Origin of the sequence: Peribacillus simplex (assembly GCF_001542915.1) — a bacterium.
GTDB lineage: Bacteria > Bacillota > Bacilli > Bacillales > DSM-1321 > Peribacillus > Peribacillus simplex_B.
Genome location: NZ_LNNH01000055.1, coordinates 247,372 through 259,922 on the forward strand (window position 1 = coordinate 247,372; position 12,551 = coordinate 259,922).

Annotated in this window: 13 protein-coding genes; 3 read left to right on the plus strand and 10 right to left on the minus strand. The window is 44.7% G+C overall.

Annotated elements, in window-relative coordinates; genetic code table 11:
• The first annotated feature begins 35 nt into the window (after nucleotides 1-35).
• Complete coding sequence (zwf, locus tag AS888_RS22870; RefSeq protein WP_061144375.1) at nucleotides 36-1,535, plus strand: glucose-6-phosphate dehydrogenase; 1,500 nt, start codon at nucleotides 36-38, stop codon at nucleotides 1,533-1,535.
• A gap of 45 nt (nucleotides 1,536-1,580) precedes the next feature.
• Here zwf and AS888_RS22875 read toward each other — a convergent pair whose 3' ends face one another.
• Entirely contained in the window at nucleotides 1,581-1,805 is a 225-nt protein-coding gene (locus tag AS888_RS22875; RefSeq protein WP_061144376.1) for a hypothetical protein, read from the minus strand.
• Between the two features lie 572 nt (nucleotides 1,806-2,377).
• Between AS888_RS22875 and AS888_RS22880 the strand changes: the two genes are divergently transcribed.
• A complete protein-coding gene (locus AS888_RS22880; protein WP_034308217.1) occupies nucleotides 2,378-2,551 on the plus strand; it encodes a hypothetical protein in 174 nt (57 codons plus the stop codon).
• Nucleotides 2,552-2,618: 67 nt separating this feature from the next.
• Here AS888_RS22880 and gndA read toward each other — a convergent pair whose 3' ends face one another.
• The 5 genes from gndA to mce all read right to left on the minus strand — a co-directional run bounded on the left by gndA (nucleotide 2,619) and on the right by mce (nucleotide 9,121).
• A complete protein-coding gene (gndA, locus tag AS888_RS22885) occupies nucleotides 2,619-4,031 on the minus strand; it encodes an NADP-dependent phosphogluconate dehydrogenase (protein ID WP_061144439.1) in 1,413 nt (470 codons plus the stop codon).
• A 41-nt stretch (nucleotides 4,032-4,072) separates the two neighbouring features.
• Nucleotides 4,073-5,347 (minus strand): DNA polymerase IV, encoded by a 1,275-nt coding sequence (locus AS888_RS22890; protein WP_061144440.1) that lies wholly within the window; start codon nucleotides 5,345-5,347, stop codon nucleotides 4,073-4,075.
• Between the two features lie 482 nt (nucleotides 5,348-5,829).
• Entirely contained in the window at nucleotides 5,830-6,948 is a 1,119-nt protein-coding gene (locus AS888_RS22900) for a tripeptidase T (RefSeq protein ID WP_061144378.1), read from the minus strand.
• 197 nt (nucleotides 6,949-7,145) lie between these two features.
• The gene (locus tag AS888_RS22905) at nucleotides 7,146-8,699 is read right to left on the minus strand and encodes an acyl-CoA carboxylase subunit beta (RefSeq protein ID WP_061144379.1); all 1,554 of its coding nucleotides are present in this window, start codon (nucleotides 8,697-8,699) and stop codon (nucleotides 7,146-7,148) included.
• Entirely contained in the window at nucleotides 8,696-9,121 is a 426-nt protein-coding gene (gene mce / locus AS888_RS22910; RefSeq protein WP_155645589.1) for a methylmalonyl-CoA epimerase, read from the minus strand. Before mce ends, AS888_RS22905 begins: the two co-directional genes overlap by 4 nt.
• A gap of 157 nt (nucleotides 9,122-9,278) precedes the next feature.
• Between mce and prli42 the strand changes: the two genes are divergently transcribed.
• The gene (prli42, locus tag AS888_RS26040) at nucleotides 9,279-9,374 is read left to right on the plus strand and encodes a stressosome-associated protein Prli42 (protein ID WP_155645590.1); all 96 of its coding nucleotides are present in this window, start codon (nucleotides 9,279-9,281) and stop codon (nucleotides 9,372-9,374) included.
• A 40-nt stretch (nucleotides 9,375-9,414) separates the two neighbouring features.
• On the opposite strand, the gene AS888_RS22915 is transcribed toward prli42, so the two are convergent.
• From AS888_RS22915 to AS888_RS22930, 4 genes are all read right to left on the minus strand, one after another.
• Complete coding sequence (locus AS888_RS22915) at nucleotides 9,415-9,930, minus strand: L,D-transpeptidase (protein WP_061144381.1); 516 nt, start codon at nucleotides 9,928-9,930, stop codon at nucleotides 9,415-9,417.
• Nucleotides 9,931-9,961: 31 nt separating this feature from the next.
• Nucleotides 9,962-10,951 carry an aromatic acid exporter family protein gene (locus AS888_RS22920; RefSeq protein WP_061144382.1) on the minus strand — a complete coding sequence of 330 codons (990 nt, stop codon included), beginning with the start codon at nucleotides 10,949-10,951 and terminating at the stop codon, nucleotides 9,962-9,964.
• Between the two features lie 191 nt (nucleotides 10,952-11,142).
• Nucleotides 11,143-11,865 (minus strand): amino acid ABC transporter ATP-binding protein, encoded by a 723-nt coding sequence (locus AS888_RS22925; protein ID WP_061144383.1) that lies wholly within the window; start codon nucleotides 11,863-11,865, stop codon nucleotides 11,143-11,145.
• Nucleotides 11,858-12,517, minus strand: a complete 660-nt coding sequence (locus AS888_RS22930) for an amino acid ABC transporter permease (protein WP_061144441.1) — start codon at nucleotides 12,515-12,517, stop codon at nucleotides 11,858-11,860. The genes AS888_RS22925 and AS888_RS22930 overlap by 8 nt, the downstream gene beginning before the upstream one ends.
• Between the last annotated feature and the right edge of the window lie 34 nt (nucleotides 12,518-12,551).

A 12,551-nucleotide genomic window follows, 5' to 3' on the forward strand; every position in this document is an offset into this window, starting at 1 on the left:
TAGAGATAGAATTAACGGAAAGTTGAGGTTTTAACATGACAGAAAATAATAAACCAACGGCATTGATCATGATCTTTGGTGCTACTGGAGATTTGGCAAAAAGGAAATTGTTTCCTTCCATATATCGGCTGTTTCAAAAAGATAAAATCAACAAATTCGCGGTAGTGGGTGTAGCAAGGAGATCCTTGACGAACGAGGAGTTTCAATCAAGTGTCAAAGACTCCATTCTTACGTTCGGTCACGCGGAAGAAAAAGTCGATGAATTCATTTCCCATTTCCATTATCATTCCCATGACGTTTCGAGCTCGGAGTCATATCAGCAATTAAAAGGGATTGCCGAGGAATTGGATGGTCAATATCAATTAGAGGGAAACCGCATTTTCTATTTAGCGATGGCACCTGAGTTTTTCGGGACGATTGCCGAACAAATCAAGGCGCAAGGCCTGACTGAATCGAAAGGGTATAAGCGCCTGGTCATTGAAAAACCATTTGGACATAGTTTCGATACAGCCCAAAAATTGAATGAGCAGATCCGCACGGCCTTCGCCGAAGACGAAATTTACCGTATCGATCATTATTTAGGTAAAGAGATGGTTCAAAATATCGAAGTCATCCGTTTTTCGAATGCGCTATTCGAACCGCTTTGGAATAATCGATATATCTCCAACATCCAGGTTACTTCCAGTGAGACGCTAGGCGTTGAAGAACGCGGACGTTATTATGAAACGAGCGGCGCACTACGGGATATGGTCCAAAATCATCTTCTTCAGATGGTAGCCTTGCTTGCCATGGAGCCTCCGATCGCCTTGACGACGGAAGAGATCCGCAGCGAAAAGGTGCGGGCATTGCGTTCGCTGCGGCCGATGAAGGTCGACGAAGTCGATAAATACTTCATCCGCGGCCAATATGGGGAAGGAACGGTGGATGAAAAAACACTGCCGGGTTACCGCAACGAACATAACGTAAATCCTGATTCCAATACGGAAACTTATGTTGCAGGGAAATTGCTGATTGATAACTTCCGCTGGGCAGGTGTTCCTTTTTATATCCGCACCGGTAAGAGGATGGATGTAAAATCAACGAATATCGTTGTCCAATTCAAAGATATTCCGATGAATTTGTATTACAAAACGGAAGAAACCTTGAACCCGAACTTGCTCGTTATCAATATCCAGCCTGATGAGGGCATCACACTATACTTAAATGTCAAGAAATCCGGAACGACTTCGAATACGAAGCCAATGAAGCTGACAGTATCCAACAAAGGGATCGAGCATATCAATTCCCCAGAGGCGTATGAGAAGCTCTTGTTTGATAGCATGCGCGGAGATGCTACAAACTTCACGCATTGGGACGAGGTTGCCCTTTCATGGAAGTTTGTCGACACGATTTCCGATGCATGGGAGCATACGAAAGAAGAGTCTTTCCCGAACTACGCTGCAGGGTCTACAGGTCCGCTTGCATCCGATGATCTTTTAGCCGGTGACGGACATGTTTGGTGGCAAATCAAGAAAGATACAACCGAGAGCAATTGATTGAACGAAGGGGATGCAGAGTGAACTCTGCATCCCCTTCTTCATTCATGAAACACGCTTCCTGACTAATTTCTCCCGGATATTATGAAGCATTACCTGAGGTTTAGACAGTTTTTCATCCATTTCGGAATTGAGCCAATAAGAAACACCAAGTTCTAAAGCAATAAAAAATAAAAAAATGGCAATAGCCAACCAGATGATAAACATGGTCATCCCGCTCCTTCTCTCTTGACTGCCGACTGTATCATGGATTGCGTCCTTAGCTTTCATGGTTTATATTCCTTGTTACGATGGTGTTTAAACCTTATTGGAAATAAAGCATGAAAATATCATACTATATTTTCCAGTAAAAAGGGAGGGATTTCTTTTCTTACCCATTCCATTTCCGTCTTCTATGCTGTGCCTCCATCCCTGGCCAGGGTGTACCCCAGCCCACTATTCATTGTAAGTTACAGGGGATCGTCTTATTATTGACTACTACCTCTTCTGTTCTTCCCTCATTAGTTCGTGTTATCCTAGCAATTGATCCCGCCGTAGAAATAACTTTGGTGAAAATTCGTAGTTTTTAGCGTTACTAAAATTCCTCGGAGCCCCCATCGAAGTAGAATTCATGCTTAGCCGGAAGATCATTAAATGGTGACAGCCAACTGGAGTTGTTAATCTGTTCCTTCTAATGAAAACTAGGTGACGAACTGTGCAGGCTCATGTAAATGCTCCCGGTATGCTTACAATGAAGCCATGAACCTGTTTAATGGACAGGAATGGTATGGTCTTGCCGAGGTTACACTAAGAAAGGTGCTTCATGATGAGATGCACCAACTTCGATGTGGAGGGATTAAACGATGGACATTCGTGAAGGATTAATTCCAACAGCGTTAGGGACAGCCGTAACAGCAGCGGGTTATGCCATGAAGCAGACTCGCGGATCAAACAAAATGGTCGCCAATACCGTCTTTGGTTTCGGTTTGGCACATGTTGTGTTAGGGGTCATTGACCTTGTGGAGCATCGGAGATAACGAAAAGAGAGGGCGCCCTTGCGCCCTCTCTTTTTTACATGCCTAGACAAAAGCCGGCAATATTGATTTATTTTTCCATCCATTCAGTATGGAATGTACCTTCTTTATCGATACGTTGGTACGTATGAGCTCCGAAATAATCACGTTGCGCTTGAATTAAATTGGCTGGCAGCGTTTCTGTGCGATAGCTGTCGAAATAAGCAAGGGCAGATGATAGGCAAGGAACCGGTATCCCGTTCATTACCGCCGTTGATACGACCTCACGTAACGCCCCTTGGTAGCTTTCAACGATTCCTTGGAAGTAAGGATCCAGCAGGAGGTTGTTCAGGTTCGCTTCACGATCGTAGGCATCCTTGATTTTTTGCAGGAATTGCGCACGGATGATGCAGCCGCCACGGAAAATCATCGCGATATCACCATATTGCAAGTTCCAGTCATTTTCTTCCGACGCTGCTTTCATTTGAGCGAAGCCTTGCGCGTAGGAACAGATTTTGCTCATATAAAGTGCTTTACGAATGCTTTCGATCAAAGCCTTCTTATCGCCTGTAAAGCTTTCGGCATTTGGACCGCGCAGGATTTTGCTCGCTTCGACACGTTCGTCCTTGATGGCCGAAATGAACCGGGCGAATACGGATTCGGTAATGATTGGCAGCGGTACACCAAGATCAAGGGCACTTTGGCTTGTCCATTTCCCGGTTCCCTTTTGGCCGGCTTTATCCAAAATGACATCAACCATCGGTTTCCCTGTTTCTTCATCATATTTTTTGAAGATATCAGCGGTGATTTCAATCAGATAGCTATCAAGTTCCCCTTCATTCCATTCGGTGAATACTTCATGGAATTCCTCAGCAGAAAGTCCAAGAAGATTTTTCATAAGGAAATAAGATTCGGAAATTAGCTGCATGTCGCCATACTCGATCCCGTTATGTACCATTTTCACATAATGACCTGCTCCATCCGGCCCGATATACGTACAGCAAGCATCACCATCGACTTTAGCTGAAATATCCTTCAAGATCGGTGCAACCAGTTCATATGCTTCTTTTTGACCGCCAGGCATGATGGAGGGACCCGTTAGCGCTCCTTCTTCCCCGCCCGAGACGCCTGTACCGATGAAATGGATGCCGAGCTGGCTAAGCTCCTCATTGCGGCGTTGAGTGTCCTTGAAGAACGTATTACCGCCATCAATGACGATGTCACCTTTTTCAAGTAACGGTTTTAATTGCTCGATGGTTGCATCCGTGGCCGCGCCGGCTTTAACCATCAATAAAATTTTGCGTGGCGTTTCCAATGAATCGACGAATTCTTCAAGCGTATACGCCGCTTTGACATTTTTGCCTTCCGCTTCCTTCATCATATCATCCGTTTTTGAACCTGAGCGATTATAAACGGATATGGAATAGCCTCTGCTCTCGATATTGAATGCAAGATTCTTACCCATTACTGCGAGTCCGATAACGCCAATCTGTTGTTTTGTCATGATCATCTTTCCCTTCTTTATATCTTTTCACAGCCCAGAAGCTATTCTTTGCCACCTGGAGGATCCTTCCTCCTTGATTGCTCGAAGAAGTCTTTACTGAAGCTCGTGTCTGTTCCGATCGAACCGTGCTTCAAGGGTATTCCCTTTTTAATAATATTTTCTCCGTACTTATTTTGCAAGTGTTCCATCGCTTCATACAACGGTTCCTTTTCTGCCTCCTTTTGGAAGGAAAAAATATCCAGTTGCATGAAGGCAGACTCTTTCTCGATGACATCATGGGCGGTTACACCGAGAAGCCTGATTCCTTCGCCATTCCAATTTTTCATGAAAAGATCGGTCGCTCCAGCCAATATGTCCTTTTTTTCAAACACCGGGTTGGAGACGGTCCGGCTTCTCGTAATGGTGCGGCGATCTTTGTAACGGATCGTCACCCCTATTTTTTGGCCAAGGAGACGTTTATTTTTCAAACGGGCAGCCACCTTCCCCGAAAGCTTTTCCAGGACACCGAGCAGTTCTTTTTGGTTGGTGGAGTCATGCGGGAGTGTGGTCGAGTTTCCTATGCTCTTATGATCAAAAATCGATTCAGGATCCACGATCCTCGAATCAATGCCATTTGCCCTGTCTTTCAAACGGATTCCATTTATCCCAAGCAATTGTTTAAGCTGACTGTCCCGGGATTGGGCAAGATCTTTGATCGTAATGATGCCGATCGCATGAAGTTTTTCGGAGGTTTTTTGGCCGATGCCATGCATTTCGCCGACTTGCAGTGGCCAAAGCTTCTCGGGAATGTCCCTCTTCCTTAAAACGGTGATACCCATTGGCTTCTGCATATCCGAGGCCGTTTTGGCCAGGAATTTATTAGGTGCAATCCCTATGCTGCACGGGAGATCCATCGTGTTATAAATCCGTTCCTGAATGCTTTTTGCTATTTCCAAAGGTGAACCCAATTTGGCGCATTCGCTAATATCCAGATACCCTTCATCGATTGAAACCGGTTCAACCATCTCTGTATATTGCCTTAATAAATCAAAAATGGCCAGTGACGCCTTCCGATAACGCTCAAAATTAGGCTTCTGAATGATCAATTGGGGACAGAGTTTTTTCGCCTGCCATATCGGCATCGTCGTTTTGACCCCAAACTTCCTCGCTTCATAGCTGCAGGTGACGATTATGCCCCTTCTCTCTTCGACATTACCGGCGATGGCAAGCGGCTTACCTTTCAAAGAAACATCATAGGACATCTCCACCGAAGCATAGAAACTATTCATGTCTACATGGAGAATAACCCTGCCATTTTTTGGGTACATATCCTTCATATTGACCGTCACATCCTTGAAAAAATAAGGCTGTTTTCGCATAATTCATGCTATCCACCAAGCCATGCGGTGTGGTTGATTTCCCCTCGAAAGCTGGCTTATCCAAAGGGCGGGCGCTTGGCCTCCTCGGCGGGAACACCTGTCCCGCTGCTCCAATCCCCCTTAAATCGTTTCGATATAAAAATACGAAAAGAGCCAAAAATATAAACATATTAACCTATCCCTAGTTGGTGCTTGTCGCTTCAAGAAAAACAGCCATCATTTCATTGATGACTGTACATGTCTTCCCTCAATACTTGAACGCCCATCGCAATAAAACCGGTTACCCGCCTTAATCCGATCCACTCAATCTCTATCTTCAAATCAAGTCCGTTCATCCGTCCCTTAAAAAGACATTTCCGAAGAAAACAGGGGATGCTTATGGGGTAAGTATCTTCTCGATGGAAAAGAAAAGCCCCACATCCCCTCACCATTTTTCGCTATTACGCGGATACTTCCTGAATAATGCTGACGACCATTTCAGCAAGTTTCGTCAATTCTTCAACCGGAATTCTTTCATTCGTTGTATGGATATCTTCATAGCCGACGGCAAGATTTACAGTAGGAATCCCAAAACCGGCAATGACATTCGCATCGCTTCCGCCGCCGCTTTTGACTAGCTCGCATGGACGGCCGATTTTTTCCGCTGCTTTTCTTGCGACTTCGACGACATGATCACCAGCACCATATTTGAACCCTGGATACATGACGGTAACTTCCACTTCAGCCCGTCCGCCCATTTCAATGGCTGCCGTCTCGAATGCTTCTTTCATTCTTGCTACCTGTTTTTCCATCTTTTCAGGAATTAATGATCTTGCTTCTGCAAGGATTTCTACATGGTCACAAACGATATTCGTTTGCTGTCCTCCCTGAAAACGGCCGATGTTAGCTGTCGTTTCTTCGTCGATGCGGCCCAATGGCATTCTTGAAATCGCTTTGGACGCAATCGTTATCGCCGAAACTCCTTTTTCAGGAGCCACACCAGCATGGGCGGTCTTGCCTAAAATGGTTGCAGACACTTTCGCCTGAGTAGGTGCAGCGACCACCACATTTCCCACTTTTCCGTCACTATCAAGCGCAAAACCGAATTTAGCGGTTACAAGGGAGCGATCCATCGCCTTGGCTCCAACCAAGCCGGATTCTTCCCCGACCGTGATGATGAATTCGATTGTTCCATGCTCAATATTCTGTTCCTTCAACACTTTAAGCGTTTCTAACATGACCGCTAATCCCGCTTTGTCATCCGCTCCCAAAATGGTCGTACCGTCTGACACTATGTATCCATCCTTAATGGAAGGCTTGATGCCCTGACCAGGAACGACCGTGTCCATATGGGAAGTGAAATAGATGGTATCTACGTTTTTCTTCGTTCCTTTAAGCGTACATATTAAATTGCCTGCACCATGACCGGTAACAGCTGTTGTATCATCTTCAAAAACCTCTACACCTAATGCCGTGAATTTTTCTTTCAGGACTTTGGCGATGGCTGCTTCATTTTTCGTTTCGGAATCAATTTGTACCAATTCCATAAATTCACTTACGATACGTTCTTCATTAATCATAAAATAAAACCTCCAAAAAAGTTTTCCACTTTAATTATACTTCTAAAAGCGGCGCTCCGGCAAATAATGTGACAGTCCATCGCGCCTTCCCTTGCTTTTCAGTTCCAAAAAAATCGTGAGCGAACGTACTTATCGCTCTCTCCCTCCATAGCAGAAAGAGCCCGAACAGATATCGTTCAGGTTCTTTCTCGTACGGATTACAACGGAATATTGCCGTGTTTTTTCCATGGACGCTTTTCTTTTTTGTTGCGGAGCATTTCAAGCGATTGGATGATCTTGATCCTGGTTTCCCGGGGATCAATGACATCATCCACCATACCAAGGCTGGCAGCGACATATGGATTAGCGAATTTCTCCCGGTATTCTTCAATTTTAGCCGCACGAGTAGCTTCTGGATCTTGACTGTTTTGTATATCACGGGCAAAGATGATATTTGCCGCTCCAGCAGAGCCCATAACCGCAATTTCGGCATTCGGCCAAGCAAACGTAAGATCCGCCCCAATGGACTTACTATTTAGGGCCACATACGCTCCGCCGTATGCTTTACGCAGGATGATCGTCAATTTTGGCACGGTTGCTTCGGAGTATGCATAGAGAAGCTTTGCTCCGTGGCGGATAATCCCGCCATGCTCCTGCTTGACGCCCGGGAAGAATCCTGAAACATCTTCAAATGTAATCAAGGGAATGTTGAATGAGTCACAAAAACGAATGAAGCGGGCAGCCTTATCGGATGAATCAATATCCAGTCCGCCAGCCAACACTTTTGGCTGGTTACAAACAAGCCCCACCGATTTCCCCTTGATTCGGGCCAAGCCAATCACGATATTTTTCGCGAAGCCCTCTTGCACTTCCATGAAGGACCCCTCATCTACGACTTGCTCCAACACTTTCCGAACATCATATGGGCGGATTCCTTCAAAGGGGACAACATCCGTTAAATCCGGACGATAGTCATCTCCATCGTCACTTTCCAGAACCGGCGGCTTTTCTTCATTGTTTTGTGGTAAATAGCTCAGGAGACGTCTAACGTCAGCCAGAACTTGTTCTTCAGATGCGCCTTTGAAATGGGCATTACCGCTAATGGTATTATGTACAGTCGCTCCGCCCAATCCTTCTGATGATATCTTTTCCCCTGTAACCGTCTCAATCACTTTTGGTCCAGTAATGAACATTTGGCTCGTTTTTTCCACCATGAAAACGAAGTCGGTTATCGCTGGGGAATATACGGCTCCTCCTGCACAAGGGCCCATAATAACGGAAATTTGCGGGATGACGCCTGAATAAATCGAGTTACGGTAAAAGATTTGACCATATCCGTCAAGAGAAACTACACCTTCTTGAATGCGCGCCCCGCCAGAATCATTCAATCCGATGAAAGGCGCTCCATTTTCCGCTGCCAAATCCATGACATTGGCAATTTTCAGAGCATGCATTTCTCCCAGTGCACCGCCAAATACAGTGAAATCCTGTGAAAACAAATAGATGTCACGTCCGTTTACTTTTCCGTAGCCCGTAACGACCCCTTCTCCCGGCCCTTCTTCCTTTTCCATGCCAAAATTGGTGTTACGATGTTTGATGAAGGGATTAAGTTCGATGAACGATCCCGGATCCACTAAAAGATCGATCCTTTCCCTTGCCGTAAGTTTTCCCTTTTCATGCTGCTTATCGATTCTTTCTTCACCGCCGCCCATTTCGACTTTACGGCGTCTGTCATATAAATCATTGATCGCTCCATAGATATCGTCTGTCATCCCTGCTCCTCCTTCGATAATGCTTGTTCACAGAGCTCGTATAATACACCTGCAGTAGATTTTGGGTGAACGAAAGCAACATCCGCTGCGTGCGCTCCCTTCCGCGATGTATCATCGATCATCCGTAATCCTGATTGTTTCAATTCTTCGATTCGGGCTTCGATATCGTCTACGCCAAGGGCGACATGATGGATACCCTCACCACGCTTTTCAATGAATTTCGCGATCGGGCTTTCCGGTGATAACGCTTCCAATAATTCCAAACGGGTATTGCCTGCCATAATAAAGGCCACTTTCACACCTTGGCTTTCGACAGTCTCGATCCCTTCGAGTTCCAACTTCAGCGTTTCCGTGTAAAGCGGCAACGACTCATCCAGTGACTTGACGGCAATGCCGATATGATCGATATTTTTAATCATCATCCATCCCCCTAACCAATATTGGTTGATTCTATTAAAATATGACTATCATTCCAATGACCTAAGATTCGAAATAATAGGAACATTACACTTTTACTTGTTTCTGCTAAACGTACACGTTAAAATGAAATCAATTAAACTGTTATGAGGGAGAGAGCATATGGGAAACAAAAAAATGAGAAAAATCGTTGTATATTTAATGCTTATCTCAATGATATTAACAACGTTATTGTCGGGTATTGCATTTCTTTTGTAATAGATATCAAATGAAGAGGGGAGCCTAGGCTTCCCTCTCTTTATTTAATCGCGCCACTCTTCATTGCCAATGTTTTGAAATCCTCGGATGAATGGGTGATCAACACCTTTGTGCCGGCATTCACTTTTTCGTACAAGCGTTCCACATCGGATTTATGCATGCGTACACAGCCGTTTGAAATGAATTTACCAATCGAGGACGGTTGGTTCGTACCATGGATGCCATAGATCCTCCCATCGGTGTTCCTTGCGTCAAATCCAATCCACCTCGACCCCAATGGATTCCTTGGATCGCCGCCGGGGATATTCTTTTTTCGATAATAAGGATTGACGGCTTTGACCCTAATGGTGAATATCCCTTCGGGTGTCAGCTCCTGACTCTTCCCGGTACCGACGGGCAAAATCTCCTTGACCTCATTTTCATCGATGAACGCCAATTTGTTGCTGGCTTTATTAATGATGATGAAAGGATCGCCAGGCTTAACCGAGTGAGGTTCGGCATGTACAGATAGCGGCCACAACGAAAACATAAGCATGAAAGAAAGGATCCATCTCATTTGTATCAATTCCTTTACTTTTTTGCTTAGTTTAAGCCAAGTGCCTCTTCTTCATTCGGTGATTGCTAAGTTTGGGCAATCCCTTGAAGGAATGCTTCAGCAATAAATAGCGCTCCATTTCCTTCATGAGCTGCAATAATGCGGCCCTGGATTCAAACTCTTCCCTTGTCTGCGGAAGGGCCATCCCCCTAAAAAAGATCTCCAGCTCTTCAAGCTTGTTCAGATAAATGATGGCCGTATTTTGGGGATGGACGTTTTCGGACAGGTCTTGTATGAAATTCGCCACGATGCCGCTTTGCTTGACGACCAACGGAATATTCGTGACTAGAGGAAGAATACGTTCAATTATTTCAAATTGCTTTTCACGCATTTTGAAATAATGGTAATACAGATCCTCTTCCCTTAGAAAGTGATTCTCCACGTCCCGGAAAGCAAGGCTTTTGGCTTCATTAAGAAGATCGGCCGTTTCAGTGATTTCCTTTCCCCCCCATGTGTGATCATTATCCCGGAGATAACGGACGATCCCCATCAGAATTTCACTGAAGTTCGTTTCGATCCGCTCCTGATAGTCCAGCAGCTTATCATCCACACTAGGCATGTACAGATTCATGACAAGCGCTACCCCGATCCCGACGGCAATCAATATCGTTTCATTCATCACCAAGGAAAAAGTGATGTGTCCCGATCCATATAGATGTAAGATGATGACACAGCTCGTAACGATCCCCTCATTAATCTTCAAGGCAACGGTCGTCGGAATGAAAATCAAAAGGATCAGTCCTATGATCAGCGGATGAAAGGCGATGAATTGAAACATAAGGAAAGAATAGGTCATGGCGATTAAACAAGCTAAAAACCGGTGCCAGGAAGCATACACCGACTTCTTTTTCGTAACCTGGATACATAAAATCGTGATGATTCCCGCAGACGCGAAATTTTCCAGATTAAGCATTTGTGAAATAATGATTGCCAAGGTAGCCCCTAAAGCAGTTTTAATCGTTCTGTATCCGATTTTAAACATTGTTATGTATCACCTGGCTCTTTCGCTATCTATTATAATACTATCAGGATTACAGAATTTTTCACAGTCCTTTGACCTGGAATTTTCCGATATTTCTAAATACATTCCATCAAGAATACGTTATAGGAATAAAATAAAAAAAGGCAACCTACCTGTCACCTTTTTTCTTGATTATATCCTATTTTCTCCACTTATAAAACTTTTTCCAAGAAGTCTTTTGCTCGCTGGCTTTTCGGATTCGAAAAGAATTCATTCGGCGCACTTTCCTCAACGAGCAGGCCCTCATCCAAGAATAGAACGCGATCGGCCACTTCTTTGGCGAATCCCATTTCATGTGTCACGATCAGCATGGTCATTCCTGTATGTGCCAATGACTTCATGACCTCAAGCACTTCCTTCACCATCTCGGGATCAAGAGCTGAAGTCGGCTCATCGAAAAGCATGACCTCCGGATTCATGGCCAATGCCCGTGCAATGGCAACCCTTTGTTTTTGCCCCCCTGATAGGCGATTCGGATAGGAAGATTCTTTTTCGGCCAAGCCCACTTTGGTCAAGAGCTCACGTGCTTGCCTTACTGCCTCGCCCTTTGATAGCTTTTTCACTTTCATCGGTGCATATGTCAGATTTTCGAGCACGGTCTTGTGGGGGAATAAATGGAAGTGCTGAAATACCATACCGACATTCTCGCGCACCTTCATGATATTGGTCTTTTTATCGGTGATCACTTGATCTTTGAACGAAATTCGACCATCCGTAGGGGTTTCCAGCATATTAATGCAGCGCAAGAACGTTGATTTCCCTGATCCTGATGGTCCAATAATGGCCAACACTTCACCCTGGGCAATCTCGGTGCTGATTCCTTTCAACACCTCAAGCTTACCATAATTTTTTTTGAGTCCATCTATTTTAATCACTGCGTCTCATTCTCCTTTCAATCACTTTGCCTAAGATGGTAAGAATCATGACCATCACATAATAAATGAGACCGGCAAATAAAATCGGTTCAAAGAATTTATAGGTCTCACCGCCGACAATATAAGAACGGCGCATGATATCCCCTAACCCAATGATCGTGACGACAGCCGATTCCTTCGTTAAGGAAATCAGTTCGTTCACAAGGGATGGCAGGATATTCTTGATGGCTTGCGGCAGGATAATGTTGAGCATCATCCCAGAGTAAGGAACCCCAAGTGCCAATGCAGCCTCTCGCTGCCCTTTATCGACAGCTAAAATGCCTCCCCTGATGATTTCAGAGATGTATGCGGCAGAATTAAGTCCGAATGCTAAAAATGCAGCTTGGAATGCTTCGATTTGAATTCCAAGTATTTGCGGTGAACCAAAATAGATTAACATCAATTGCAGCACTAAAGGTGTACCGCGGAAAATGGATGTATAAAAGTCCGCAATCCAATTCAATGGCTTAATTCTACTGATTTTAAGTATAGATAATAGTATTCCCAAAACAAATCCGATTACTGCCGCAACCGCCACTACCTTTAATGTGGTCGGTATTCCCTCCATAATATATGGAAGGGAGGGCATGATCCTATCAAATTCCAGATTCACTCCATTCATCCTCTCTAAAAGACGGTCTCCGTTG